This window comes from Virgibacillus sp. 7505 (assembly GCF_002272135.1).
Taxonomy (GTDB): Bacteria; Bacillota; Bacilli; order Bacillales; family Amphibacillaceae; genus Terribacillus.
In genome coordinates this window covers 137,367-163,199 of the sequence record NZ_NPBF01000033.1, presented here as the reverse complement: position 1 = coordinate 163,199, position 25,833 = coordinate 137,367, and the positions used below count along the sequence as shown (strand labels likewise).

Annotated in this window: 23 protein-coding genes and 1 other RNA gene; 17 read left to right on the top strand and 7 right to left on the bottom strand. The window is 44.5% G+C overall.

Annotated features, from left to right (window positions below):
- Positions 1-220: 220 nt before the first annotated feature.
- The 10 genes from CHH91_RS15885 to CHH91_RS15840 all read left to right on the top strand — a co-directional run bounded on the left by CHH91_RS15885 (position 221) and on the right by CHH91_RS15840 (position 11,288).
- On the top strand, positions 221-1,243 hold the full coding sequence (locus tag CHH91_RS15885; RefSeq protein WP_095224413.1) for a sugar-binding transcriptional regulator: 1,023 nt from the start codon (positions 221-223) through the stop codon (positions 1,241-1,243).
- 39 nt (positions 1,244-1,282) lie between these two features.
- Entirely contained in the window at positions 1,283-2,290 is a 1,008-nt protein-coding gene (gene gap, locus CHH91_RS15880; protein WP_095224412.1) for a type I glyceraldehyde-3-phosphate dehydrogenase, read from the top strand.
- A gap of 164 nt (positions 2,291-2,454) precedes the next feature.
- Positions 2,455-3,636, top strand: coding sequence for a phosphoglycerate kinase (locus CHH91_RS15875; RefSeq protein ID WP_095224411.1), 1,182 nt, complete (start codon positions 2,455-2,457; stop codon positions 3,634-3,636).
- Between the two features lie 23 nt (positions 3,637-3,659).
- Positions 3,660-4,418, top strand: coding sequence for a triose-phosphate isomerase (tpiA, locus tag CHH91_RS15870; protein WP_095224410.1), 759 nt, complete (start codon positions 3,660-3,662; stop codon positions 4,416-4,418).
- Complete coding sequence (gpmI, locus tag CHH91_RS15865; protein WP_095224409.1) at positions 4,415-5,953, top strand: 2,3-bisphosphoglycerate-independent phosphoglycerate mutase; 1,539 nt, start codon at positions 4,415-4,417, stop codon at positions 5,951-5,953. Before tpiA ends, gpmI begins: the two co-directional genes overlap by 4 nt.
- A 16-nt stretch (positions 5,954-5,969) precedes the next feature.
- Complete coding sequence (gene eno, locus CHH91_RS15860) at positions 5,970-7,256, top strand: phosphopyruvate hydratase (RefSeq protein ID WP_095224408.1); 1,287 nt, start codon at positions 5,970-5,972, stop codon at positions 7,254-7,256.
- A 150-nt stretch (positions 7,257-7,406) separates the two neighbouring features.
- Positions 7,407-8,150, top strand: coding sequence for an alpha/beta hydrolase (locus CHH91_RS15855; RefSeq protein ID WP_095224407.1), 744 nt, complete (start codon positions 7,407-7,409; stop codon positions 8,148-8,150).
- 261 nt (positions 8,151-8,411) lie between these two features.
- Complete coding sequence (locus CHH91_RS15850) at positions 8,412-9,125, top strand: 3-ketoacyl-ACP reductase (protein ID WP_095224406.1); 714 nt, start codon at positions 8,412-8,414, stop codon at positions 9,123-9,125.
- A gap of 240 nt (positions 9,126-9,365) precedes the next feature.
- On the top strand, positions 9,366-10,406 hold the full coding sequence (gene iolG / locus CHH91_RS15845) for a bifunctional inositol 2-dehydrogenase/D-chiro-inositol 1-dehydrogenase (RefSeq protein WP_095224405.1): 1,041 nt from the start codon (positions 9,366-9,368) through the stop codon (positions 10,404-10,406).
- A gap of 48 nt (positions 10,407-10,454) precedes the next feature.
- Positions 10,455-11,288 carry a sugar phosphate isomerase/epimerase family protein gene (locus tag CHH91_RS15840; RefSeq protein WP_095224404.1) on the top strand — a complete coding sequence of 278 codons (834 nt, stop codon included), beginning with the start codon at positions 10,455-10,457 and terminating at the stop codon, positions 11,286-11,288.
- Between the two features lie 43 nt (positions 11,289-11,331).
- Here the strand turns inward: CHH91_RS15840 and bla are convergent, their stop codons facing one another.
- Entirely contained in the window at positions 11,332-12,225 is an 894-nt protein-coding gene (bla, locus tag CHH91_RS15835) for a class A beta-lactamase (protein ID WP_483372408.1), read from the bottom strand.
- A gap of 112 nt (positions 12,226-12,337) precedes the next feature.
- Here bla and CHH91_RS15830 point away from each other — a divergent pair, with 112 nt between their 5' ends.
- Positions 12,338-14,089, top strand: coding sequence for a BlaR1 family beta-lactam sensor/signal transducer (locus CHH91_RS15830; RefSeq protein ID WP_176465820.1), 1,752 nt, complete (start codon positions 12,338-12,340; stop codon positions 14,087-14,089).
- 15 nt (positions 14,090-14,104) lie between these two features.
- Positions 14,105-14,491, top strand: a complete 387-nt coding sequence (gene blaI / locus CHH91_RS15825) for a penicillinase repressor BlaI (protein ID WP_095224401.1) — start codon at positions 14,105-14,107, stop codon at positions 14,489-14,491.
- Between the two features lie 32 nt (positions 14,492-14,523).
- Here blaI and ptsP read toward each other — a convergent pair whose 3' ends face one another.
- From ptsP to CHH91_RS15800, 5 genes are all read right to left on the bottom strand, one after another.
- Positions 14,524-16,239, bottom strand: coding sequence for a phosphoenolpyruvate--protein phosphotransferase (ptsP, locus tag CHH91_RS15820; protein WP_095224400.1), 1,716 nt, complete (start codon positions 16,237-16,239; stop codon positions 14,524-14,526).
- Positions 16,240-16,244: 5 nt separating this feature from the next.
- Positions 16,245-16,511, bottom strand: a complete 267-nt coding sequence (locus CHH91_RS15815) for a phosphocarrier protein HPr (RefSeq protein WP_038564763.1) — start codon at positions 16,509-16,511, stop codon at positions 16,245-16,247.
- A 74-nt stretch (positions 16,512-16,585) separates the two neighbouring features.
- The gene (locus CHH91_RS15810; RefSeq protein ID WP_095224399.1) at positions 16,586-18,496 is read right to left on the bottom strand and encodes a PTS fructose transporter subunit IIABC; all 1,911 of its coding nucleotides are present in this window, start codon (positions 18,494-18,496) and stop codon (positions 16,586-16,588) included.
- Between the two features lie 14 nt (positions 18,497-18,510).
- Positions 18,511-19,422 carry a 1-phosphofructokinase gene (gene pfkB / locus CHH91_RS15805; protein ID WP_095224398.1) on the bottom strand — a complete coding sequence of 304 codons (912 nt, stop codon included), beginning with the start codon at positions 19,420-19,422 and terminating at the stop codon, positions 18,511-18,513.
- The gene (locus CHH91_RS15800) at positions 19,419-20,171 is read right to left on the bottom strand and encodes a DeoR/GlpR family DNA-binding transcription regulator (RefSeq protein WP_095224455.1); all 753 of its coding nucleotides are present in this window, start codon (positions 20,169-20,171) and stop codon (positions 19,419-19,421) included. Before CHH91_RS15800 ends, pfkB begins: the two co-directional genes overlap by 4 nt.
- Before the next feature lie 213 nt (positions 20,172-20,384).
- Here CHH91_RS15800 and secG point away from each other — a divergent pair, with 213 nt between their 5' ends.
- The 3 genes from secG to rnr all read left to right on the top strand — a co-directional run bounded on the left by secG (position 20,385) and on the right by rnr (position 23,827).
- Positions 20,385-20,618, top strand: a complete 234-nt coding sequence (gene secG, locus CHH91_RS15795) for a preprotein translocase subunit SecG (RefSeq protein WP_038564772.1) — start codon at positions 20,385-20,387, stop codon at positions 20,616-20,618.
- A 120-nt stretch (positions 20,619-20,738) separates the two neighbouring features.
- Complete coding sequence (locus tag CHH91_RS15790) at positions 20,739-21,494, top strand: alpha/beta hydrolase (protein WP_095224397.1); 756 nt, start codon at positions 20,739-20,741, stop codon at positions 21,492-21,494.
- Positions 21,495-21,538: 44 nt separating this feature from the next.
- A complete protein-coding gene (gene rnr, locus CHH91_RS15785; RefSeq protein ID WP_095224396.1) occupies positions 21,539-23,827 on the top strand; it encodes a ribonuclease R in 2,289 nt (762 codons plus the stop codon).
- A 37-nt stretch (positions 23,828-23,864) separates the two neighbouring features.
- Here the strand turns inward: rnr and CHH91_RS15780 are convergent, their stop codons facing one another.
- Positions 23,865-24,725 carry a GNAT family N-acetyltransferase gene (locus CHH91_RS15780; RefSeq protein WP_095224395.1) on the bottom strand — a complete coding sequence of 287 codons (861 nt, stop codon included), beginning with the start codon at positions 24,723-24,725 and terminating at the stop codon, positions 23,865-23,867.
- Positions 24,726-24,842: 117 nt separating this feature from the next.
- On the opposite strand from CHH91_RS15780, the gene smpB reads away from it, so the two are divergent.
- Together smpB and ssrA are read left to right on the top strand one after the other, a co-directional pair.
- Positions 24,843-25,307, top strand: a complete 465-nt coding sequence (smpB, locus tag CHH91_RS15775) for an SsrA-binding protein SmpB (protein WP_095224394.1) — start codon at positions 24,843-24,845, stop codon at positions 25,305-25,307.
- A 94-nt stretch (positions 25,308-25,401) separates the two neighbouring features.
- Positions 25,402-25,767: a transfer-messenger RNA gene (gene ssrA / locus CHH91_RS15770) on the top strand.
- The last annotated feature ends 66 nt before the right edge of the window (positions 25,768-25,833 follow it).

Here is a 25,833-nt window from a genome sequence, read left to right as displayed (position 1 = left end):
AGGAAGGCATCGACTTGTGGTCGATGCCTTTTTGTTATGAAAATGTTAAGTTAAAAAAATATATAAATAAATTGTTTATTTCGATGGATTTAAGTTGAATATAGCGAATCTTACTGTTATGATAATCGTGCAAGAGGAATTTTTTTTATAGCAAGTGGGACAATATATGACATACTGGGACATTTTTGACCCATTAAGCTTTATGAAGAAGGGGTATGTTATGCGATCGATAATAGATCTACAAAAAAAGCTTTTCCCGGATGTTCTGGCAATTATGCAGCGAAGATACGGAATCCTGCAGTTTGTCAAAACAATGGGACCGCTGGGACGTCGCACACTTGCTGAAAACATGAATCTTGCAGAACGAGTCGTCAGAGGTGAAATTGACTTCCTTCAGAACCAAGGATTGATCTATATCACGACAAAAGGGGTACAGATAACCGAGTTCGGTCTGGAAGTTCACGAGCAATTGGAAGCTTTTATGCTCGAAGCCTCTGAAATAAGTGTTTTGGAACAGCGAGTCCGGGAAACACTAGGAATAGATAATTGTATTGTTGTCCCCGGTAATAGTGATACCCAAGATTGGGTAAAACAAGAGATGGGAAAACGGTGTGCCCAGCTTCTGGAAAAGACATTGCATCCGAACTATACGGTTGCAGTGACAGGAGGCACCACCATGGCCGCGCTGGCAGCAGCGATGCCGCCGATTCATACAGCTGAAAATGTCATGTTCGTACCTGCCCGCGGCGGTATTGGTGAGCAGGTGGAAAACGAAGCGAACACGATTTGTGCTGCTATGGCAAAGCGAGCCAGAAGTCAGTACCGGCTGCTGTATGTTCCTGATCCGATCGGGGAAGAATCATATCAGACAATTATCGAAGAGCCTTCCGTTAAGGAAGTCCTGTCCATCATCAACCGTTCGAATGTAGTCATTCACGGTATCGGTGACGCCATGACGATGGCGGAGCGGAGACGGACGCCTGCGCCGCTTGTCGAAAAGATAAAAAGCGGTGTTGCAGTAAGTGAGGCATTTGGTTATTACTTCGACGCTGAGGGGAATGTAGTCCATCGTGTCCGCACAGTCGGATTACAGCTGGAGGACTTAGATAGAGCAGAACATGTAATAGCTATTGCAGGCGGTGCCTCGAAAGCTCGTGCAATCGCCTCATACTTCAAACTGGGAAGAAACAATATCCTGGTAACGGATGAGGCGGCAGCGAACCAGTTAATAAAGGGCCATTGAACCCTTTAATCATTCAGTTATTACAAGGAGGAAATTTTCATGACAGTAAAAATTGGTATTAACGGTTTTGGACGTATTGGACGTAACGTATTCCGTCAGGCGCTAACTAACAGCGAAGCAGAGGTAGTTGCAATCAACGACCTTACTGATGCGAATATGCTTGCCCATTTGTTAAAGTATGATTCTGTACACGGTATCCTTGATGCAGAAGTATCCGTAAACGGCTCTAACTTAGTTGTTGACGGTAGAGAGATCAAAGTTCTTTCTGAGCGCGATCCTGCTAACCTTGGCTGGGGAGATCTTGGTGTAGAAGTAGTAGTTGAATCTACTGGTATTTTCACAAATGGTGAAGATGCGAAAAAACACATCGAAGCTGGAGCGAAAAAAGTTATCATCTCTGCACCAGCTAAAGGTGAAGACCTAACTGTCGTAATGGGTGTTAACGAAAACAGCTATGATCCATCCGAGCATACTGTAATCTCTAACGCTTCTTGTACTACTAACTGCTTGGCGCCGGTTGCAAAAGTACTTCATGATGCATTCGGAATCAAACGCGGTCTAGTAACAACAGTTCACGCTTACACAAATGACCAGCAAATCCTTGACTTGCCGCACAAAGACTACCGTCGTGCACGTGCAGCAGCTCAAAACATCATCCCAACAACTACAGGTGCTGCGAAAGCTGTATCTCTAGTATTGCCTGAATTGAAAGGTAAATTGAATGGTATGGCTATGCGTGTGCCAGTTGCTGATGCTTCCATCGTTGACTTGGTTGTTGAATTAGACCAAAACGTATCTGCTGAGCAAGTGAACACTGCATTGAAAGACGCTGCTGAAGGCGATCTTAACCACGTTCTTGGTTACAGCGAAGAGCCGCTTGTTTCTTCCGACTACATCGGAAACAGAAACTCTTCTACTGTAGATGCACTTTCTACAATGGTATTGGAAGATAACATGGTGAAAGTTGTTTCTTGGTACGATAACGAAATGGGTTACTCCACTCGTTGTGTAGATTTGGCTGTATTCTTGAAAAGCAAAGGCATCTAATTCTTAACGAGCAGTGGTAGAAAGGGAGGGGGGTGCACCTCCCTCCCTTTTAACCTATGCCTGTTCTTTTTCTGTGTATTCGACAAGAAGGAACAGAACCTGCCAATGGCGAATACATAGAAGGAACAGATACATAGGTAACAAGTATTCGAGGAGGCGTAGATATGAACAAGAAATCAATCCGCGATATCGATGTAGCCGGCAAGAAAGTTTTCTGCCGTGTAGATTTCAACGTACCAATGGAAAATGGCACAGTAACCGATGATACACGGATCAAGGCTGCCCTTCCGACAATCAAGCATCTCACAGAGCAAGGTGCAAAAGTTATTCTAGCAAGCCACCTTGGCCGTCCGAAAGGCGAAGTAAAGGAAGATTTGCGTTTGGACCCTGTTGCACAGCGTCTTAGCGATTTACTTGATAAAGAAGTTGCAAAAGTAGATCAGGTTCATGGCGAAGAAGTGAACGAAGCAGTAGCTGAGCTAGCTGACGGCGAAGTACTTCTTATCGAGAACGTACGCTTTGAGCCAGGTGAAGAAAAGAATGACCCTGAATTGGCAAAAGCTTTTGCTTCCATGGCAGATGTGTATGTGAATGATGCATTCGGTGCTGCACACCGTGCGCATGCTTCTACAGAAGGTGTGGCAAAACATCTTCCAGCTGTTGCAGGTTTGCTTTTGGAGCGTGAGCTGGAGGTACTTGGCAAAGCACTATCCAATCCGGAACGACCATTCACAGCCATCATTGGCGGTGCAAAAGTAAAAGATAAAATAGGTGTAATCGATAACCTGCTTGATAAAGTAGATAATCTGATCATCGGCGGCGGCTTGGCTTATACATTTGTAAAGGCACGCGGCTACGAAATCGGAAAATCCTTGCTTGAAGAAGATAAAATCGATTTAGCAAAAGAATTCATGCAAAAAGCAAAAGACAAAGGCGTCAATATGGTTATGCCTGAGGATGTTGTTGTTGCTGATGATTTCTCAGAGGATGCCAACAAGCGTGAAGTGAGCATAGAAGAAATTCCTGCTGACTGGGAAGCTTTGGACATCGGACCGAAAACTCGTGAGACTTACAAACAGATTGTCAAGGACTCCAAATTGATCATCTGGAACGGACCAATGGGTGTGTTCGAGTTGAACGCGTTTTCTGGTGGAACAAAAGCAGTGGGTGAAGCATTGGCAGAAGGAGAAGGATTCTCAATCATCGGCGGTGGTGACTCTGCTGCTGCAGTTGAGAAATTCGGCCTTGCTGACAAAATGGATCATATCTCCACTGGCGGCGGTGCCAGCCTTGAATTCATGGAAGGTAAGGAGCTGCCTGGTGTAGCTGCATTGAACGATAAATAAAAAGACTGAAGGGATGGAGAACTATGCGTAAAAACGTCATCGCAGGAAACTGGAAAATGAATAAGACAATTTCTGAAGCAAAAGAATTCATCGAAGCGACGAAAACGAAGATTCCATCCAGTGACAAAGCAGAAGCAATTGTTTGTGCACCAGCATTGTATTTGACTGAGCTAGTGAAGCTTACAGAGGGTACGGACCTTAAGATCGCTGCTCAAACAATGCATTATGAAGAAAGCGGCGCTTACACTGGTGAAATCAGCCCGACAGCGCTTAAAAGCATCGGTGTGGAATATGCGGTGATCGGACATTCTGAGCGTCGTGAATACTACAACGAAACAGACGAGTCTGTAAACAAGAAGACACATGCAGCATTGCAGCATGGAATCACTCCAATCGTCTGCATCGGCGAAACGCTTGAAGAGCGTGAAGCTGACAAAACTAACGAAGTAGTCGGCGGCCAAGTCGAAAAGGCTTTGGAAGGTCTGTCTGCTGAGCAAGTTTCAACAGTAATTCTTGCTTATGAGCCAGTATGGGCTATCGGTACTGGCAAAACTGCAACTGCACAGCAAGCGAATGAAGTCTGCACCTTCATCCGTAATGTTGTGAAAGAGAAAGTATCCGCTGAAGCAGCTGATGCTGTACGCATCCAATACGGGGGAAGCGTAAAGCCAGCAAACGTGGACGAACTTCTTGCAGAATCTGATATCGACGGCGCTTTAGTCGGCGGTGCAAGCCTGGAAGCAGATTCCTTCCTAGCGCTTGTGGAGGCTGGTGCAAAATGAGTCAGGACAAACTAGCTGCCCTCATCATCCTCGACGGATTCGGTATCCGCGATGAAGAAAAGGGTAATGCAGTGAAGCATGCCAAAAAGCCGAACTTCGACCGTTACTGGAACAAGTATCCGCATAACGAACTTACTGCTAGCGGAGAGGCTGTTGGTTTGCCGGAAGGCCAGATGGGTAATTCAGAGGTGGGTCACTTGAATATCGGTGCCGGACGCATCGTGTATCAAAGCTTGACTCGCGTGAATAAATCCATCAAAGATGGTGACTTCTATGATAATGAAGTGCTTCTTAAAGCAGTCGACCATGCGAAAAAGAACAACAAGAGTCTGCACCTCTTCGGTCTTTTATCAAATGGCGGCGTGCACAGCCATATTGAGCATTTATTCGCTCTTTTGGAGCTTGCGAAAAAGCATGACTTGGAGAAAGTGTACATCCATGGTTTCCTTGACGGCCGTGATGTCGGTCAGAAAAGCGCCAAAGAATTCATTGATCAGACAGAAGCTAAAATCAAAGAACTTGGTATTGGACAGATTGCAACACTTACAGGCCGCTATTATTCCATGGACCGCGACAAACGCTGGGATCGTGTGAAAAAAGCTTACGATGCGATGGTTTACGGAGAAGGACCTGCCTATAAGAGCCCTTATGACGTCATCGAAGATTCCTATAAAAATGAAATCTATGATGAATTCGTCCTTCCATCTGTCATCACAGAGGAAAACGGCGAACCGGTAGCGAAGATACAGGATGATGATGCTATCATCTTCTATAACTTCCGTCCGGACCGAGCTATCCAGATTTCCCGGACATTCGCAAACAAAGACTTCCGTGACTTCGATCGTGGTGAACACCCGCCAACGATCAATGAATTCGTCTGCATGACGAACTTCAGTGAAACGGTAGACGGCGATGTTGCGTATAAGCCAGTAAACTTGGATAACACGGTTGGTGAAGTGCTTTCCCAGAACAACATCAAACAGCTGCGCATTGCAGAAACAGAGAAATACCCGCACGTTACATTCTTTATGAGCGGCGGCCGCGAAGAAGAGTTCCCTGGTGAGGATCGGATCCTGATTAACAGCCCGAAAGTGGCAACATATGATCTGAAGCCTGAAATGAGTGCTTATGAAGTGACGGACGCGTTACTTGATGACTTGGATCAGGACAAACACCAAGCGATCATCTTGAACTTCGCAAACCCTGACATGGTTGGACATTCAGGTATGCTGGAACCGACTGTGAAGGCAATTGAAGCAGTTGACGAATGCCTCGGTAAAATCGTCGACAAGATTATTGAAAAAGGCGGTCACGCCATCATCACGGCTGACCACGGCAACTCGGATGAAGTAGTTACGCTTGAGGATAAGCCAATGACTGCCCACACGACTAATCCGGTTCCTGTAATTGTGACAAAAGAAGGCGTTGAACTCCGCAGCGGCGGTATCCTTGCTGACTTGTCCCCAACATTACTGGATCTATTGGATGTTGAGAAACCAAAAGAAATGACAGGCACAAGCCTAATCCAAAAATAAGAGGAGAGAAAAAATAATGCCATACATTACTGACGTATATGCACGCGAAGTCCTTGACTCCCGCGGTAACCCTACTATCGAAGTAGAAGTACTAACAGAATCCGGAGCTTTCGGTTCTGCAATCGTTCCAAGTGGTGCGTCCACTGGTGAATACGAAGCAGTTGAGCTTCGTGACGGCGACAAAGATCGTTACCTTGGCAAAGGTGTTCAAACAGCAGTTGCTAATGTAAACGAAAAAATCGCTCCAGAATTGATCGGTATTGATGTTACTCGCCAAGTAATCATCGATCAGCTTTTGATCGAACTTGATGGTACAGAAAACAAAGGTAAACTAGGTGCCAACGCTATTCTTGGTGTTTCCATGGCAGCAGCACATGCAGCAGCAGATCACCTTGGAGTACCTCTTTACACTTATCTTGGAGGATTCAACTCCAAAACACTTCCAACACCAATGATGAACATCCTTAATGGTGGGGAGCATGCAGATAACAACGTTGATATCCAAGAATTCATGATCATGCCTGTAGGAGCTCCTACATTCAAAGAAGCACTTCGCATGGGTGCGGAAATCTTCCACAGCCTGAAGAAAGTTCTTCAGTCTAAAGGTTTGAACACTGGTGTAGGTGATGAAGGTGGATTCGCACCAAACCTTTCTTCTAACGAAGAAGCTCTTGAAACAATCGTAGAAGCAATTAAAGCTGCTGGTTACAAACCAGGTGAAGAAGTACAGCTTGCAATGGACGTTGCATCTTCTGAGTTCTACGAAGATGGCAAATACAACCTTAAAGGTGAAGGCGTAGTTCGTTCTTCTGAAGAAATGGTTGCTTGGTACGAAGAAATGACAAACAAATATCCAATCATCTCTATTGAAGACGGTTTGGACGAAAACGACTGGGAAGGCCACAAGCTATTGACTGACCGCATCGGCGACAAAGTTCAGCTTGTTGGTGATGACCTATTCGTTACAAACACAAAACGTTTGAAACAAGGTATCGAGCAAGGCGTTGGTAACTCCATCCTTGTTAAAGTGAACCAAATCGGTACACTTACGGAAACTTTCGATGCTATCGAAATGGCGAAACGCGCTGGCTACACAGCTGTTATCTCTCACCGTTCTGGTGAATCTGAAGATGCAACAATCGCTGACATCGCTGTAGCGACTAACGCTGGCCAAATCAAAACTGGTGCACCATCCCGTACTGACCGTGTTGCGAAATACAACCAGCTTCTTCGTATCGAAGATGAGTTGAAAGCATCCGGCATCTACGGCGGACTTGCATCTTTCTATAACTTGAATAAATAAGTTAAAAGAAGAGGATGAGCTCATATGAGCTCATCCTCTTTTTTAATGCAAATAAGATTTTCGTTGCTTTAAAAAATAGCGGGCGCTAGAATAGATAAATGAGGAAAGCGCTTTCTGAACAATTGAGTTATATCAGATAGGAGTGATCAGATGTCAAATCAATATCCGGTACTAAAAGATGCGGAACCTTTTCAATTCGAGGGAAACCGTATAGGAATTCTCGTATCCCATGGCTTTACAGGATCTACTCAGAGTATGCGTCCTTTGGGAGAGGCATATGCCCAAGCAGGTTATACGGTATGTGGACCGCGTCTGAAAGGCCATGGAACACATTATGAAGATATGGAACAAACAACGTATAAAGATTGGATAGCTTCGATTGAAGAAGGCTATCACTGGCTGAAGGAACGGTGCGATACGATCTTTGTCACTGGCCTATCGATGGGAGGCACCCTGACATTATATATGGCAGAGAATCATCCAGACATCCATGCAATTATTCCAATCAATGCAGCAGTAACCGTACCATCTATGGAGAATGTTCATGAGCTAGAAGAAGTAAGGTATCTGGATGCTATTGGTTCTGATATAAAAGATCCTGAAGTAAAAGAGCTGGCATATGAGAAAACGCCGGTTCAATCCGTAAAGGAGATCCTGCAGTTAATGGAGAAGGTTAAGGGCGACCTTGCCAAGGTTACATGCCCTGCATTGATTTTTGTTTCAGATGAGGATCATGTAGTCCCACCAGTAAATGCACAGCTTATTCATGATGAGATTGGATCTGAAAGCAAAACAGTATACCCATTAAAAAACAGCTATCACGTCGCCACCCTTGATTTTGATCAGCAAATTATTATAGATAAAACACTCGAATTTATTGAATCAACCTTATAGTCTTATAGAACATATGCTCCAGAAGAATTGCCGGGCAAGGCCAGCAGTAAAGAACTGGTCCTGTCCCGTTTAATGCGTTAACATATATTAATATCGAGAAACGTACTAAGTATGTTCTTGATAAAAATGAAGAAGAATACAATAAGAGCCTTAGTTCAGCACTACTGGACGTAGCAATGCAGTAATGAGCATAACGCTTGTTGAGCTTGCATCAGGCTGATAATATAAAGCGAATGGTTTCATTGAAGGAGGAATTACATAATGGCACAATCATTACAAGGAAAAAGAGCTATCATTACAGGCGGCGGACGCGGCATTGGAAAAGCACTTGCAGAGGCACTTGCAGCAGAGGGTGTGCATATTGGCTTGATAGGCCGTACAGAAGAGCATGTAAAAGCAGTAGCTGCTAGTATAAATGAAGTGAAAACAGCTTACGCTTCAGCGGATGTTTCCAATCTGGAGGATGTCACAGCAGCAGTCAACAAGGTGAAAGAGGAATTGGGCGGCATTGATATTCTAATCAATAATGCAGGTATCGCGAAGTTTGGCGGATTCATGGATCTTGATCCAGAAGAATGGAAGCATATCATTGACGTAAACCTGATGGGTGTATACAACGTCACACGGGCACTATTGCCAGACTTGATAGAGCAAAAATCTGGCGACATCATCAACATTTCATCCACAGCAGGCCAAAAAGGTGCTCCAGCTACGAGTGCTTACAGTGCATCTAAGTTCGGTGTACTAGGTTTGACTGAATCACTTGCTATGGAAGTGCGCAAGCACAACATTCGGGTAACTGCCTTGACTCCAAGCACAGTGGCAACCGATTTGGCATTTGAAAACAAGCTGACAGATGGCAATCCTGAAAAAGTCATGCAGTCTGAGGATATTGCAGAGTTTGTCGTAGCACAGCTGAAATTAAACAGCCGCACATTTATTAAATCTGCGGGTCTCTGGTCTACAAATCCATAAGATATAATTAGTAAAGCGGGACATTCGATAGTTGTTATCGAATGTCCCGCTTTTTTTGTACGCTTCATCTTGGGGACTTGTGTTCCAGGGCACGAAATCGGGTATAGGAAGAGGGAGAAATTCTTTTCTTAGAATTAGAAGCCATACCTATAAATCAGGACAGAGCATGTACTAGTACATATGCTAGCTCATGACCTCCTTATCGGAGGAAAACATGCCATTAAGGAGGAGAATCATCATATGACAGTTAGAATCGGAGTAATTGGAACAGGTGCTATTGGAAAAGAGCATATGAATAGAGTAGAACAAAGATTATCTGGAGCGAAGATTACGGCCGTTACAGATGTTAATCCAGCAGCTGCAGAAGAGGCTCTTACTGAGTTGGGAATCAAAGCTAACTTTTATCCGGACGATCAGACATTGATAGATGCAGAGGAAGTGGATGCGATATTCGTTACAAGCATCGGACCAGCGCATGAAGCAACAGTACGTAAAGCAATAGAAGCAGGAAAATATGTCTTCTGTGAAAAACCTCTTTCCGTTACCGCAAAGGGCTGCCAAACAATCATGCAGGATGAAATGGAATATGGTAAACGTATTGTGCAAGTTGGCTTTATGAGGCAGTTCGACAAAGGCTATGAGCAGCTGAAACAAGCCATTGATTCCAAACTAGTAGGGGAACCGCTGATGGTCAAATGCGCGCATCGTGCTCCAGAAGTTGATGCAGCCTACACCACAGATATGGCGATTACAGATACCTTGATCCACGAAATAAACATTCTGCACTGGCTGTTAGGGGACAACTATGTCTCTGTACAAATCCTATATCCACGAAAGAATAAGCATGCTCTCCCACATCTGCGTGATCCGCAAGTCATCTTACTTGAAACGGAATCCGGAGTACTTATCCAAGCAGAAGTGTCCGTTAATATTAAATACGGCTATGACATCCAATGTGAAATAGTTGGAGAAGAAGGAATCGTGAGCCTTCCGGAGACAGAAAGTCTTAAAATACGGCATAACGGGAAACAAAGCACCGACGTCTTACAGGATTGGAAAGTGCGTTTTCAAGATGCCTATGATAAGGAAATACAGGTTTTTATCAATCAGGTGGCCAAGCAAGAGGCACTGCAAGGTCCTTCTGCCTGGGAAGGATATGTAGCTGCAGTTACATCTGATGCATGTCTGAAGGCACAGGAATCCGGTCAGAGAGAGCCGATAGAGCTAGGAAGCATGCCTGCTTTCTATAGTAAGGAAGAAGCAGCAGAAGCTAGCTATTAAGATAATTGGAATATACATTACAGAAGATGTAGTAATAGGAGGATTATAATGAAACTGGGTTTTAATCAGGCTACAACATTGGAAAATTCAAATCTAGCAACTGACCTCGATATATGTGAACAGCAAGGCTATGATTATATAGAAATCCGCACAATGGATAAGCTGCCGGAGTACTTGGAACAGCATTCGCTGGAGGATCTATCAAATTATTTCAAAGAAAATCATATCAAACCTTTGGCATTAAACGCTCTAGTATACTTTAATAATCGCAGCAAAGATGATTATAATCAATTGCTGAACGAATTCAAACAGATGCTGGAATATGCCGATAAATTGCATGTGCCTTATATTGTTGTGGTTCCGCTGGTTACAAAGGATAAAATACTTAAAAAAGATATCAAAGCAAGCAGTGTGGAGGTACTGAATGAACTAGCCGGTCTTGCAGAACCGTACGGTATTAAGCTTGCATTGGAATTTGTCGGACACCCGGAATGTACAATCAATACATTCGAGCAAGCTTACGATATCGTACAAACAGTCGGTAATTCGAATGTTGGTTTAGTATTGGATTGTTTCCACTTCCATGCAATGAATTCCAGCATAGAAGCATTGAAACAGGCAGATATATCAAAGATATTCATTCTTCATATGGACGATACAGAGGATTTTCCGATCGGAAGCCTTGTAGACGAAGATCGAGTATGGCCTGGACATGGAGTGATAGATTTAAAAGGAATACTATCTGTGTTGAAGGAAAAGGGCTATGAAGGACCGGCGACTGTAGAGCTGTTTCGACCGGAGTACTATGAGATGAAAGCGGAAGAAGTCATTATCAAGGCAAAGGAGACAACATTGGAAGCAGCCAGCAAATACTTTGAATAAAAGAAACAGAGCCAGTTGCATTGCTCGCTGGCTCTGTATTTTTTTATTCAGTTGCCGAAAGAGATGTGACAACTGCTTCAGCTGCTTGTGCAATCAAATCGTCATCTGCTTTTGCATCAGCTTCGTCACAGTCGGACATAATGGCCAATACAATAGGTTCTTCACCAGGAGGCCAAAGAATAGCAATATCGTTTCTTGTGCCGTAAGATCCAGCACCGGTTTTGTCACCGACTTCCCAGTCTTCTGGAACGCCTGCCCGTATAAGTGCATCACCAGTCGTATTTCCTTTGAGCCAATCTATAAGAAGCTGGCGCTTATCTGCAGCTAGGTGATCTTCTAGCGCAAAAGCACGAAGGCTTTCTGCCATTGCTTTTGGAGTACTGGTATCACGTGTTTCACCTGGTACTGTATTATTCAGTTCCGGTTCAATGCTCTCGGAATTTGTCACTTGATCTCCAATCTTTCGCAATCCTTCTTCAAATCCCTCTGGACCACCGATTTCTTCAAATATTAAGTTAGCAGCAGTATTATCACTGTAACTGATAGATGCCTCACTCAACTCTTTCAAAGTCATACCAGAATCCACATGTTTTTCAGTAATAGGATTGTAGTTTACAAGATCATCACCCGTAAACATGATTCTTTTATTAAGGTCTTCCATTGACTTTTGCTGCAATAAGACGCCAACAGATAATGCCTTATGAGTGGAAGCAAAACCAAAGCGTTCGTTTTCTCGATATGCTACTGTCCTTCCGGAGCCAGTATCAATTGCAAAGACACCCAGGCGGGCATCGTATGTCTCTTCTAAGCTGCTAAATGATGCCTTGTCATTTGATATGATGACATCCGTTGATTTGGTTTCGCCGGCATCACCCGAACACCCCGCCGCTATATAAAGAAAACAAAATGCAAAGAATATGTAGGTATACTGTTTCAACTTTCTTCTCCCTCTCCGATTTGGATTACGATTGTAGTCATTATTACACTTGTAATCCATAACTGTCAACTGTACAATAAAAATTATGAAGATAGGGGAAGGGAGAGCAAGAATGACATTTGTTCAATTGCTGCTGGCAATGACGTTGGCTTCCGTAACAGTTGGGATCATATTATTTATCCGAAGGTATCTGAATTCGCAGCTGGCTCCGGCTTGGCGGTATTATTTGTGGTTTTTTCTGTTAGGCACGTTATTCCTGCCATTCCTGCCGCTGAAGCGATTCAGTATGAAACAGCCTACGTCTTTCACAAACACTGATAAGAGTGATGTGGGTAGTTTTGCTTTATCAGATACAACCGGAACTGGATGGATTAATGATTTCGGAAATTCCGTCACAAGAATAGATGGTTCAAGTTTGGACCAGCTAACCAGCGGCCTCTGGATAGCAGGAGTGGCTGTTAGTGTATCGGCTCTTCTATTCACACAGATGAAAGTAATACACCTAGTAAACAAGGCGGAGGTTATCAAAGATGAAAAGGTAATCGAGTTGTTTCAAAAATGTAAAATGGAGCTGAACATACGGAAACAAATTAAGCTAAAGCAATCAGCTGATGTGTCAGCACCATTCATTTTTGGTTTGTTCCGTGCCTGTGTGGTTCTCCCAAGAGAAAGCGGTAGTTCGTCCAAAGAAATGAAGCATATCCTGCTTCATGAACTGCATCATTATAAGAGCAGACATGTGCACTGGAATTATCTCTTCTTGCTAGGGGGAGTCATTCACTGGTTTAATCCCTTTGTGCGGTACGCGATGAAGGAAATGCGATTAGATCGGGAGATTGCCTGTGATGCTGCTGTTTTACGCTGTTTGACCGATGAAAAGGAGAAAACTGATTATGGACGGACAATATTGCACTTTGCTGAGAAATCGAGATGGTCGATGGTCGACCAACATACCACTTCCATTAGAAGTACCAAGCAGCATCTTAAGAAACGTCTGATACATATTATGTCAGGACGTCTTACTTCCAAGAGGCTTCATGTAAAAAGCCTTGCTATATTTACTGTACTGGGCCTTATCGTTGCTTTTCAGGTGCCTGCTTATGCAGCTGTCCTAACGGATGAACAGTATACAATAGGCAGAAAAAATATAGCGGAAGCGAATGTCAGTACATATCTTAAAGGCGATAACAGCAGTTTTGTTTTATACAGCATGAAACAAGACAAGTATTATATCCATAATAAGAAGCAAAGCGTTAAAAGGGTTTCTCCCAATTCCACTTATAAGATATACAGTGCCTTAACAGCATTAGAAGCGGGAGTAATGAAACCAGTATCCACAGATATGGAATGGGACGGAAACAATTACGAATATAAGAGTTGGAATGCAAGCCAGGACTTACAATCTGCAATGCAGTATTCCGTAACGTGGTACTTTCAGAATGTCGATAGGCAGGTCGGGAAGCAGACCATCAAAAGGATGTTATCAGAATACCATTACGGCAATGAGGATGTATCTGGTAAGATAGAGGACTTTTGGCTGGAATCCACGTTAAAAATATCTCCCTTTGAACAGGTGGAATTACTACATAATTTATATGAAAATAAATTTAGTGCAACTCCAAAAAATATTGAGGCAGTCAAGACATCAATAAAGCTGGAAGTAAAGGATGGAGTCGTCCTCTATGGCAAGACAGGAACAGGTATTGTTAACGGAAAGGCAGCTAACGGCTGGTTCATTGGCTTTGTGGAAACAAAAATTGATACCTATTTCTTTGCAACGAACATTAGAGATGGGGATGCGACCGGGAGCAATGCTGCAGAAATCACACTGAGAATATTGAAGGAAAAGGGTATATATAAATAAGAAAGAGGAATAACCATGACCAAAAATGTACCAAATATTTCAGAATCAGAGTGGGAAATAATGAAAGTGCTTTGGGATAATTCCCCCCGTACAGCAAATGAGGTTGTTACCTCCCTTCAGGGGAAAGCGGATTGGAAACCTAAAACGATTCGCACTCTGCTTGACCGACTGACAAAAAAGAACGTAGTGGGCGTGAATAAAGAACAACGAGTATATACATTTTATCCGCTTTACGCCGAGGAAGAGTGTCAGCGTGCTGAGACTAGATCATTTATCGACCGAATCTATGGAGGAACGATGAAATCGATGCTGGTACAGTTTATTGAAGAAGATGATTTATCGGAAGAAGATATGAAGGAGCTTCGTCAGATTTTGGAGGAAAAAACAGAAAGTAAACGATAAAAAAACAGCTCTCCAATACGGAGAGCTGTTTTTTATTGACCTGTCTTCTGACGGACAAGCTCTTCCACTTCATCAGCAGTGCTTAGAGTCAATGCCTGTTGGCTTAGCTCTTGCATGTCTGCTTTAGAAAGCTTCGTGATTTGTGTTCTTGCTGGCAGGATGCTTGTTGCACTCATGCTGAATTCATCAAGGCCAAGGCCGAGAAGAAGCGGGATTGCGATTGCATCGCCTGCCATCTCACCGCACATACCAGCCCATTTGCCTTCTGCATGTGCTGCCTCGATGACATTATGCACAAGGTTCAGGATAGCTGGGTGGTAAGGCTGGTACAGGTAGCTAACGCGTTCATTCATGCGGTCAGCTGCCATTGTGTACTGGATCAAGTCGTTTGTTCCAACGCTGAAGAAATCAACTTCCTTCGCGAATTGCTTCGCAGCAACGGCTGTAGAAGGAATCTCAACCATGATACCAATCTCGATAGAATCAGAGACTGATACGCCATCTGCAACAAGTTTTTCTTTCTCTTCCAGAAGGATTGCTTTTGCTTGGCGGAACTCTTCCAATGTAGCGATCATTGGGAACATGATCTTCAGGTTGCCGTATACGCTCGCACGCAGTAGGGCACGAAGCTGCACACGGAAGATATCATCACGCTCCAGGCAAAGGCGGATAGCACGGTAGCCTAGGAACGGATTCATTTCTTTAGGGAGCTGCAAGTAGCTTAGCTCTTTATCGCCGCCGATGTCTAGTGTACGAACTACGACAGGCTTGTCTCCCATGTTTTCAAGAACAGCTTTATAGGATTCGAATTGTTCGTCTTCACTTGGAAGCTCACTCTTACCCATGTAAAGGAATTCTGTGCGGTAAAGGCCAACGCCTTCGCCTCCGTTGTTTTGAACGCCAGTAACGTCTTCTGGTGTACCGATATTAGCAACAAGCTCTACGTGCACGCCATCTGTTGTAATAGTAGGTTCGTTCTTCAGCTTCGCCCATTCTTGCTTTTGCTGTTCGAAAGCTTCTTGTTTCGCTTTGTATGCTGCTAGTTCATCCTCGGTCGGGTCAATGATGACAGTACCTTCAATACCATCAACAATGATCATCACATCGTTAGCGGCAGAAGATGTAATTGACTTCGTACCGACAACAGCAGGAATCTCAAGAGAGCGGGCCATGATAGCAGAGTGGGAAGTACGTCCGCCGATATCAGTTGTAAACCCTTTCACAAACTGCTTGTTAAGCTGTGCCGTATCGGAAGGAGTCAGGTCCTCAGCGATAATGATAACTTCTTCGTCTATAAGTGCAGGATCCGGGAAGGAAACCTGTAACAGATGTGCCATAACGCGTTTCGTAACATCCTGGATGTCAGCCGCGCGTTCCTTCATATATTCATTATCCATGCTGCGGAACATGTCGATGAACATTGTCGCTGTCTCGTCAAGAGCAGCTTCTGCATTGATGTTGTTATTGCGGATATTGTCTTTAACTGGATTGATCAGTTCGGGATCTGCCAATACAAGCAAATGAGCCGAGAAAATCTCGGCATGCTCGTCGCCAAGTGACACACGGGCATTCTCGCGGATTTTCTCCAACTCTTTTTTGCTGATCTCGAGGGCAGCATCCAAACGGCTGATCTCTTCTTCCGCATTCGCAACAGTTGTTTTATCGAAAGAGAGGTCTGGTACAGCTAAATGGTATGCTTTTGCAATTGCAATACCATTTGAAGCTGCAATTCCGTTTATCATGCTCATCGGAATTATTCTCCTAGGCCTTCGCTTTTGATTGTTTCCGCAATTGTGTTGACTGCTTCTTCTGCATCGTCGCCTTCAGCGGAGATTGTGATCTCAGCACCTTGTGGAATACCTAGGCTCATAACACCCATGATAGATTTAAGGTTAACGCTTTTTCCGTTGTATGCAAGCTGGATATCGGATTTGAAACCGCCCGCTTTATTTACTAAGATTGTTGCCGGACGAGCGTGTACGCCAGTCTCATCTGTGATAGTCATTGTTTTTTCTGCCATGGTAAATACCTCCAAAGAATTTTTATGTGAATGCTTTCATCCTATTTTTGTGAATGCTTTCATTCTATCTTATTTTATACTTTTCTTAGGTCTTTTTTCAACAGTCCTACAATAATAGCTGTGACAAAAGAACCGATAATGATGGAAAGGAAGTAAAGCAATGGGTTTCCTTCTACCAAACTTGCTGAAATAATGCCGCCATGTGGTGCATTCAGGCCAATTGCGAAGAAGGCTGATAGACCTCCTGCTACTGCAGCACCGATAGCTGTCGCTGGAATGACGCGAAGCGGGTCAGCAGCTGCGAAAGGAATGACACCTTCTGAGATGAAGAATGCGCCCAGTACGTATGCTGTCTTACCTGTTTCTCTTTCCTGTTTTGTAAACTTATGACGGAATAGGGAAGTTGCCAGTGCAAGTCCAAGCGGTGGTACCATACCACCGGCCATAACAGCAGCCATGAATTCCAAGTTACCAGCATCAAGCATTGCAATACCAAATGTGTAAGCAGCTTTGTTGATCGGACCGCCCATGTCAATTGCCATCATGGCACCAAGAACGATTCCTACCAATACTAAGTTCGTACCTCCAAGGCCTTCAAGGAAGTCAGAAAGTGCTACATATACTTGCGTCAAAGATGGATTGATCAATAGCATGATCATCCCTGTAATGAAAATACTTAGTACAGGGAAGAAGAGGATCGTTTTCAATCCTTCTAATACAGCTGGAAGACCAGATAGTGCTTTTTTAATACCAAGTGTCACATAACCTGCTAGGAAACCAGCAATTAAACCGCCGAGGAATCCGGAACTAGTTGCATCGCCATGACCATAGGTGACAGCAATCAAACCGCCGATAGCCCCAGGTGCGAAACCAGGTTTGTCAGCAATACTGCTTGAGATGAAACCAGCAAGTACAGGAACGATCAGGAAGAACGCTTGGCTGCTTCCGATTTCATTGAGCATTTCAGCAAAGCGGCTGTCCGGGAACAATTCTCCGAATAGGATGCTGAGTGCGATCAGTATACCACCGCCGACAACGAATGGGAGCATGTTGGAAACACCATTCATGATGTGCTTGTAGAATCCGGAACGCTGTTCTTTCTTTTGTCCGCCCTCAGCTGCTGTTTCTGTGCTGCGACCGTTGTTGTGATGAACTGGTGCATCTTGGGCAAGTGCTTTTTCAATCAGTTCTTTCGGTATTTTCAGTGCACGTCCAACTGGTACTTGCAGAACGTGCTTGCCTTCGAATGGGCTAAGATCTACATTGACATCAGCTGCAACGATGATCGCAGTTGCATCTTTAATATCTTCATCTGTAAGTCGGTTTTTAACTCCGCCGGCTCCATTCGTCTGGACTTTAATAGGAACATTCATCTCTGCTGCTGTCTGCTTCAGCTTATCCGCAGCCATGAACGTATGTGCGATACCTGTAGGGCAAGCAGTGATGGCAAGTACTTTACCTTGTGTGCCTGGTGCATCCTGTGCCAATTCTACAGCAGGATTTTCTTGTGCTTCTTCTTCACCTAGCTCTTCTTTTTCCTTCGCATCGATGATGCTCATGATTTCTTCTTCAGTCTTTGCATTTTCAATGTGAGACCGGAACGTGCTATCCATTAAGAAAGAAGAGAGTCGGGACAATGTTTCCAGATGCGTCTGGTTTGCACCTTCTGAAGCAGCAATCATGAAGAATAGGTGGGATGGCTGTCCGTCCAATGCTTCATAATCCAAGCCTTCCTTAGAACGGCCGAAGGCGATGGCTGGTGTTTTAACAGCAGCGGATTTACCATGCGGAATGGCAATTCCTTCACCGATTCCTGTCGTAGATTGTGCTTCACGTGCAAGGATTGCGTCTTTGAATCCTGCTTTATCATTCAATTTGCCAGCTTGGTCCAGTTTGGAAACAAGCTCCTCGATCACATCTGCTTTTGATTGAGACCCGAGCTGCAAGATGATGGTATCTTTTGTTAGTAGTTCTGTAATGCGCATGATTAACACCCCTCTTAAATAGATGTGAGTTTGACTTGGCTGACTAATTCTTCTATATATTGTCTCTCGCCGAGGTCATCACTGAATGCCGTAGCACTTCCTGCTGCTACTGCGTAGGTGAAAGCTTGTTCGTAATCACCTGATTTTTCATATGCGGCCAGGAAGCCTGCCACCATACTATCGCCAGCACCAACAGAGTTCTTAACTGTTCCTTTTGGTGTCTCTGCTTTCCAGGCATGATCTCTGTTCACGAAGATGGCACCTTCTCCTCCCATGGAAACGATGACATTTTCGATGCCTGTTTCATGCAGCTTCCGGGCATAGCTGACGATATCTTCAATAGAAGAGATGGTTGTATCGAAAAGCTCTCCTAATTCATGGTGGTTAGGTTTTACGAGGAACATCTTCTTGCCGATTAAATCACGAAGTGCCGCACTCGATGTATCAGCAATGAATCTAGTTCCATTTTCTTCACAGATATCAGCCATTCTCGCATAGATGTCAGCTGGAACGGAGCCAGGTGCATTGCCTGCCGCAACCAGGGCATCCTGTTTGCCTAGGCTTCTGATCTGTCCGAAAAGCAAAGCAAGCTGTTCAGTTGTGATGGACGGTCCAGGACCGTTAATTTCTGTTTCTCCGCCTGACTTCAGCTTAACATTTACGCGTGTCGGTTCATTTATTTCAATGAACTGATGTGCAATTCCAGCACTTTCAAGGGTTTCCCTGATGAAGGCACCGGTAAAACCACCGATATATCCTAATGCCGTTGTATCCACATCAAGTCGTTTCAGCAAGCGGGAAACGTTAATACCTTTTCCGCCAGCAAAATAAGCTGTCTGTGTAGCACGGTTCAAATCTTCTGCTTTGAAATCGGCCACATGCATGATGTAGTCAATGGATGGGTTCAGCGTACATGTGTAATTCATGGGTCCACAACCTTTATTGATGTAAGTTTCTTGTAAGCAGTCTGCTGTTTTGAACTGACAGTGTCGACGATAAGTTTCGCTTCTGTCAGATCCGCTATATGGGCGAAGGTTGTCTTGTCCAGCTTGCTGCGGTCAGCTAAAACGAAAGCCTCATCTGATCGAAGCAATGCCTGGCGTTTAATGGCAGCTTCCTCCGGATCTGGTGTTGTATAGCCGTTCTCCGGATGAACACCGTTGGTTCCGAGAAAGCATTTATCAAAACGATACTGGGCAAGTGCTGTCATTGCACCTCTGCCGATCAAAGTTCTCGTTTTATCCTTTACTAAACCGCCGGTTACATACACGGTGATATCCTTTTCATATAGTGCATCCAAATGTGTCAAACCGTTTGTGACGACGGTTACATTTCTGCCTGTTAAGAAAGGAATCATCTGAAATGTCGTCGTACCTGCATCCAAGAAGATGCATTCTTCTTCACCGACAAGGCTTGCAGCATAAGCGGCGATTTTTTGCTTGCTGGTTTGGTTTTGGGTTTCCTTCTCCGTATAGCTCATTTCGTAGCTTAATGATGATACAATCGTCGCTCCGCCATGAACCCGCTGCAGCAGCTTCTGCTTCTCCAGTTCAATAAGATCTCGGCGTATTGTCGAGATGGAGGCGTCAGTTGCCTTCACGAACTCTGGAATAGTTACAACACGCTGCTCTTGCAGCATCTGTAAAATCATTTTCTGCCGCTCAGGTGTAAGCATTTCCATGACCTCCTCCTGAACTTAAGTACACTATAAAGGAAACGGTTTCACCTTGCAACCAAAAAAGTTCAAAAAACTTCATTAAAATTCATATTTCGTAAAAATAGTTCATAATTTTGTCGCATATCGTCGATTGGACAAGAACATCTTGCCAATTATCTGACACATATGCTACAGTTGACACAGGTATTTGCTGTTATAGGAGGTGCTGGGATGCAAACAACTTTAGTAGTTCTATTGATAATCGATGCCATTGCGCTAATCGCGCTAGTCCTTTTACAATCTGGTAAGAGTGCAGGCTTGTCAGGAGCGATATCTGGCGGAGCAGAGCAATTATTCGGTAAACAGAAAGCCCGTGGACTGGACTTGTTCCTCCATCGTGGAACAATTGTAACAGGAGTAATCCTTTTCATTTTGACGTTCCTTTTGGCGTACGTCCTGCAATAATCGAATAGCCAATTTCATCCCTCGTCACAACTTCTGTGGTGGGGGATTATTTATTCCCGATAAAGGGAAAACTAGTGCGGAAATCTACTATATAATATAGAAATAACAGGGGAGATACATATGGTCACAATGAAACAGCCAGAGCCGTTCACATTTGAGGGAGAGGGAGATCGCGCTGTTCTGCTGCTGCACGGCTTTACTGGTCATTCAGCTGATGTACGGATGATGGGCCGGTTTCTAGCTGGTAAAGGGTACACAGCGCACGCTCCGATTTATCGCGGGCATGGAAAAACACCTGATGATATCGTTTCCTCCAATTCGGATGAATGGTGGGAGGATGTCCAAGCTGCTTATCAGCATTTGAAGGATAAAGGCTATGAAAAAATCGCAGTTGCCGGCTTATCCCTGGGCGGGGTGCTTAGTTTAAAACTCGCTTATTCCTATCCGGTAAAAGGCGTTGTAACGATGTGTTCACCAATGTTCTTTGATAACGAAACCCAGTTGAACAAAGGATTCAAGTTATATGCAAGACAACATAAACAGCTGCAAGGTAAAGATAATCAGGAAATAGAGCAGGAATTAGCTGAATTGATGGAAGCACCAGAAACATCAGACATGTTTCAGCGCCTTGGTGCTTTTATCACCGATGTGAGCAAGCATGTAGATGAAATCTATGCACCACTCTTCGTTGTGCAAGCAACAGAAGACCAAATGATCAATACAGACAGTGCGAATTTCATTTATGAGCACGCAGAGTCAGATTTGAAGGAAATCAAGTGGTACGAAAACTCTTCTCACGTCATTACGATGGGGAAAGAAAAGGAACAGCTGCATGAAGATGTGTATCAGTTTCTCGAATCGCTTGATTGGGAATAGTTCATACTAGATGAAAAAAGAGCCGAAAAGAAGGTGAAGCAATAATGGAAGAAATCAAACAGAAAATATTGGCTTATTTCAAAGAAAATGCGGCTAAACCATTAACCGTTGAAGAAATCGAGGAGCAATTGGCGCTCGATGATACAAGTGAATTCACTGTCCTCGTCAAAGGGCTGAATGAACTAGAAGCAGAAGGACAGCTAGTGCGGACAAGAAGCAACCGCTTCGGACTGCCTGAGAAATTGAACCTCGTACGAGGCAAGATCCAGATGCATGCGAAAGGCTTTGCTTTCCTCATACCAGAGGAAGAGGGAGTGGCTGATGTTTATATCCACTACTCCGATCTGCAGTCTGCCATGAATAATGATACAGTGCTGGTACGCATCGAGAATCAGGCTGAAGGCGGACAGCGTCAAGAAGGACAAGTTGTTCGGATACTGGAGCGAGCAATACAGGAGGTAGTCGGTACGTATGAAGATAATGGCCGTTTTGGCTTCCTTATTGCCGATGATAAACGTATCCCGAATGATATTTTCATACCGCGCGGTGCATCAGGCGGAGCGACTGACGGCCACAAAGTAATTGCTAGGATCACAAAGTACCCAGAAGGACGCATGAGTGCCGAAGGCGAAGTCATCCGAATACTTGGTCATAAGAATGATCCTGGCATTGATATACTGTCCATCATTTATAAGCATGGTATTTCTACTGAGTTTCCGCCAGAAGTACTGGAACAGGCAGCAAATACACCAGATACGATCGATCCTGCCGAGATAGAGAACCGTCGGGACATCAGAGATATGATGACTGTTACAATCGATGGAGCAGATGCAAAGGATTTGGATGATGCAGTTTCTGTCAGCCGTCTTGAGAATGGGAACTATCGTCTTGTTGTTTCCATTGCGGACGTCTCTTATTATGTGGAAGAGGGCTCTCCTATTGATGAAGAAGCTTTGGAACGAGCAACTAGTGTTTATCTAGTAGACCGTGTCATACCGATGATCCCTCACCGTCTTTCCAATGGTATCTGTTCCTTGAATCCACAAGTAGACCGCCTAACCTTGACATGTGATATGCAAATCACACCGCAGGGAGAAGTGGTGGAACATGAGATTTACCAAAGTGTCATCAAGACGAATGAAAGGATGACCTATGGTGAAGTGAACCGAATTTTGCTGGAGGATGATCAAGAGCTGAAAGAACGATATTCGGATCTTGTCCCGATGTTCCAGCAAATGGAGGACCTAGCGGCTATCCTTCGTAAGAAGCGTATGGACAGGGGAGCAATCGACTTCGATTTTCCAGAAGCGCGGGTTGCTGTCGATGAGGAAGGAAAGGCCATTGATGTTATCCTTCGGGAGCGCTCTGTAGCAGAGAAGCTGATTGAGGAATTCATGCTGGCTGCCAATGAAACTGTAGCGGAACATTTCCATTGGATGGATGTACCGGCCATTCATAGAATCCATACTGATCCGGACCCAGATAAACTGCAGAACTTCTTCGAGTTCATTACGAGCCTGGGCTATACAGTCAGAGGGTCATCTTCGGATATTCATCCGCAGACCCTGCAAAAGATCGTGGAACGGGTAAGAGGAACACAGGAAGAAATGATCATCAACCGACTTATGCTGCGTTCCATGCAGCAGGCGAAATATGATCCGCAAGGGTTGGGTCACTTTGGTTTGGCTACGAAATTCTATACGCATTTCACTTCGCCAATCCGCCGTTATCCCGATTTAATCGTGCATCGACTTATCCGCACGTATATTGTCAACAATCAGCTGGATAAAAAGACACAGGATCATTGGAAAGAACGGATGCCTGAAATCGCGAGACAGTCGTCAGAACGCGAACGTGCTGCTGTCGATGCAGAGCGGGAAACGGATGATCTGAAAAAAGCTGAATATATGCAGGATAAGATCGGTGAGGAATTCGATGGCGTCATCAGTTCCGTAACAGGCTTCGGATTGTTTGTCGAGCTGCCGAACACGATTGAAGGTCTTGTTCATGTCAGTTACCTGACAGATGATTTCTATCACTTCGATGATAAGCGTTATGCGATGGTAGGAGAACGTACTGGTAACCAATTCCGCATCGGTGATGAAATCACTGTTCGTGTTGTGAAGGTGAATATTGAAGAGCGTGTCATCGACTTTGAAGTAGTAGGCATGAAGCCGCGCAAGCCGCGTGAGAATCGAGACCGTCCAACTATTATCAAAGCCGAAAAGAAAAACAAGCCGGGTGATCATCGCCCGCCGAAGAACAAAGGAAAGCGGAAACCGCCGGCAAGAGGGAAGAAGAGCAAAAAACGCAATACAAGGAAAAGACCATAAACAACAAACGCCCCGACTTTCATAGTCGGGGCGTTTGTTATCTGATATATCTTCCGTAAATGAGCCAAGGATCATCATCTTCCATAAAGCTGCCACTAAAGGCTGCCGGTATGCTGGAGGCATTTTCGGATGACACATCCAGCTGCGGTACCAGCGGCTTGTCCGATTGTTTGAGATAGTTGAACACAGCAGCCCATAAGCCGTCTTGCTGAAACACATCTGGCCAGAGATATTGGATCTGAGCTATATCCATGCCTTTATGGTCTTCTTGAATTGCCATGACGCGGCTGGAATCAGGATCACGGAATACAGCCAGCTTTTCTATATATGCATCCTCTAATATAGCGGAAGCATAAGGAATCGGGAAATATGCCTCAAATGGATAGAAAGCGGCTTTTGTATCAACAGCAGCTTGTTCGATGGCGGCTCGCTTATTCTCTGTTCCTTCAATCAATTCCCATGGTGCAGCAGATGGGCTGACAAACTTCTCAGGCGCTTCCATCAGCAGACTGATAAAGGAGCTCTCAGCATGTATATGGAGCTTATCCAGTACCCTCTGAGCAGGAAGATTGGACTTGCGGGTGATCGCACCGACCCAATTCATCGTTGGATCATTTTCGCAAAAGGCAATAATATGCTGCAGCAAAGCAGTAGCATTTCCTCTGGAATGAAAACGAATATCACTCCGCAATCGGCCGAGAATTCCATTTCCGTTCGGTAAACGATACACTCCCGCCAATGCAGCAATACCTTCTTCTGTTTCCAAGCCGAATAAGGTTTGGGCTGGATTCTCGATCAGCTGAGGGAAGATCCGGAGTACATAGTCGTCCTCAATACCGGTCTGCATGTTGAGCACTGCCCGGTAATCATTTATTGTCAATTGTCTAATGGTTGTCATGTATGTACACTCCAATCAATCGGGATCACTTGTGTATACCCGTTTCAGTATTTGAATCGTTAGGATTATCATACAGTTTCTGATAAAATAAAGCTCGTAGTTAGGAGGAAGAAGTCTATGGCTAAGGGACAAGGTAAAGTACTCGCACAGAATAAAAAAGCTAATTTCGATTATGCGATCGAAGAGACGATCGAGGCTGGTATCGTCTTGCAAGGTACCGAGATCAAGTCGATCCGTGCAGGGCGGGTGAATTTAAAGGATAGTTTTGCTAGGATTGACCGCGGCGAAGTCCGTATCATCAATATGCACATTTCCCCTTATGAGCAGGGAAACCGATTCAATCATGATCCGACAAGGACTAGAAAGCTGCTATTGCATCGCAAACAGATAGATAAACTGATCGGTCAGACACAGCAGCAAGGGTATTCCCTGGTGCCGATAAAGCTGTATATAAAGGATGGCTTTGCGAAGATATTGATCGGTGTCGGTAAAGGGAAGAAGAAATACGATAAGCGTGAAGACCTCAAGCAAAAGCAGATGAAACGTGACGTAGATCGTGCTGTGCGCGACCGCGATTACTAAACTTGCATTTTCTAATAAAGATGATATAATGGAAGTTGTCTGGGATTTGATTATCCTGATTGAACGGGTTACTTCCTGTAGCTCCCATTATCATGGGGACGTTACGGATTCGACAGGGATAGTTCGAGCTCAGGCTGCGTGTCGAGGTTACGGCTCGTAAAACGTTACGCCTAAATATAACTGGCAAAACTAACAACAACTACTCTCTAGCAGCTGCGTAAGTAGCACTGGAGGATCCTTGCTGCTATCGCCCATGTGGCAGATTTGAGGGTCTCAAACTTAAGTGGGCTACGCCATTATTCTCGGCTTGCGGATAATCGGAAGAAGACAATCAAGCTAGCCTCGCTGAAAGCCTGTCGTTAGGTCGAAGCGTGTGCGAACTATAATATAACGACTACACACGTAGATGCCTGAGTGCCGTTATCTTTGGACGTGGGTTCGACTCCCACCGTCTCCATCCTTACATATTGGATGGAAAAAAGGCTTTGAAATGCTGATTACAGTGTTTCGAAGCCTTTTTGTTTCT

Coding starts and splice junctions, on each gene's coding strand:
- pfkB (WP_095224398.1), bottom strand. CDS start 19,422: ATGAATTACACATGTACGCTGAACCCATCCATTGACTACATCATGCAT.
- iolG (WP_095224405.1), top strand. CDS start 9,366: ATGACAGTTAGAATCGGAGTAATTGGAACAGGTGCTATTGGAAAAGAG.
- CHH91_RS15855 (WP_095224407.1), top strand. CDS start 7,407: ATGTCAAATCAATATCCGGTACTAAAAGATGCGGAACCTTTTCAATTC.
- CHH91_RS15840 (WP_095224404.1), top strand. CDS start 10,455: ATGAAACTGGGTTTTAATCAGGCTACAACATTGGAAAATTCAAATCTA.
- eno (WP_095224408.1), top strand. CDS start 5,970: ATGCCATACATTACTGACGTATATGCACGCGAAGTCCTTGACTCCCGC.
- rnr (WP_095224396.1), top strand. CDS start 21,539: ATGGAAGAAATCAAACAGAAAATATTGGCTTATTTCAAAGAAAATGCG.
- CHH91_RS15815 (WP_038564763.1), bottom strand. CDS start 16,511: ATGGCAGAAAAAACAATGACTATCACAGATGAGACTGGCGTACACGCT.
- CHH91_RS15780 (WP_095224395.1), bottom strand. CDS start 24,725: ATGACAACCATTAGACAATTGACAATAAATGATTACCGGGCAGTGCTC.
- CHH91_RS15850 (WP_095224406.1), top strand. CDS start 8,412: ATGGCACAATCATTACAAGGAAAAAGAGCTATCATTACAGGCGGCGGA.
- smpB (WP_095224394.1), top strand. CDS start 24,843: ATGGCTAAGGGACAAGGTAAAGTACTCGCACAGAATAAAAAAGCTAAT.
- CHH91_RS15875 (WP_095224411.1), top strand. CDS start 2,455: ATGAACAAGAAATCAATCCGCGATATCGATGTAGCCGGCAAGAAAGTT.
- gpmI (WP_095224409.1), top strand. CDS start 4,415: ATGAGTCAGGACAAACTAGCTGCCCTCATCATCCTCGACGGATTCGGT.
- tpiA (WP_095224410.1), top strand. CDS start 3,660: ATGCGTAAAAACGTCATCGCAGGAAACTGGAAAATGAATAAGACAATT.
- CHH91_RS15800 (WP_095224455.1), bottom strand. CDS start 20,171: ATGCTTACACCTGAGCGGCAGAAAATGATTTTACAGATGCTGCAAGAG.
- ptsP (WP_095224400.1), bottom strand. CDS start 16,239: ATGAGCATGATAAACGGAATTGCAGCTTCAAATGGTATTGCAATTGCA.
- CHH91_RS15810 (WP_095224399.1), bottom strand. CDS start 18,496: ATGCGCATTACAGAACTACTAACAAAAGATACCATCATCTTGCAGCTC.
- CHH91_RS15830 (WP_176465820.1), top strand. CDS start 12,338: ATGACATTTGTTCAATTGCTGCTGGCAATGACGTTGGCTTCCGTAACA.
- CHH91_RS15885 (WP_095224413.1), top strand. CDS start 221: ATGCGATCGATAATAGATCTACAAAAAAAGCTTTTCCCGGATGTTCTG.
- CHH91_RS15790 (WP_095224397.1), top strand. CDS start 20,739: ATGGTCACAATGAAACAGCCAGAGCCGTTCACATTTGAGGGAGAGGGA.
- blaI (WP_095224401.1), top strand. CDS start 14,105: ATGACCAAAAATGTACCAAATATTTCAGAATCAGAGTGGGAAATAATG.
- secG (WP_038564772.1), top strand. CDS start 20,385: ATGCAAACAACTTTAGTAGTTCTATTGATAATCGATGCCATTGCGCTA.
- gap (WP_095224412.1), top strand. CDS start 1,283: ATGACAGTAAAAATTGGTATTAACGGTTTTGGACGTATTGGACGTAAC.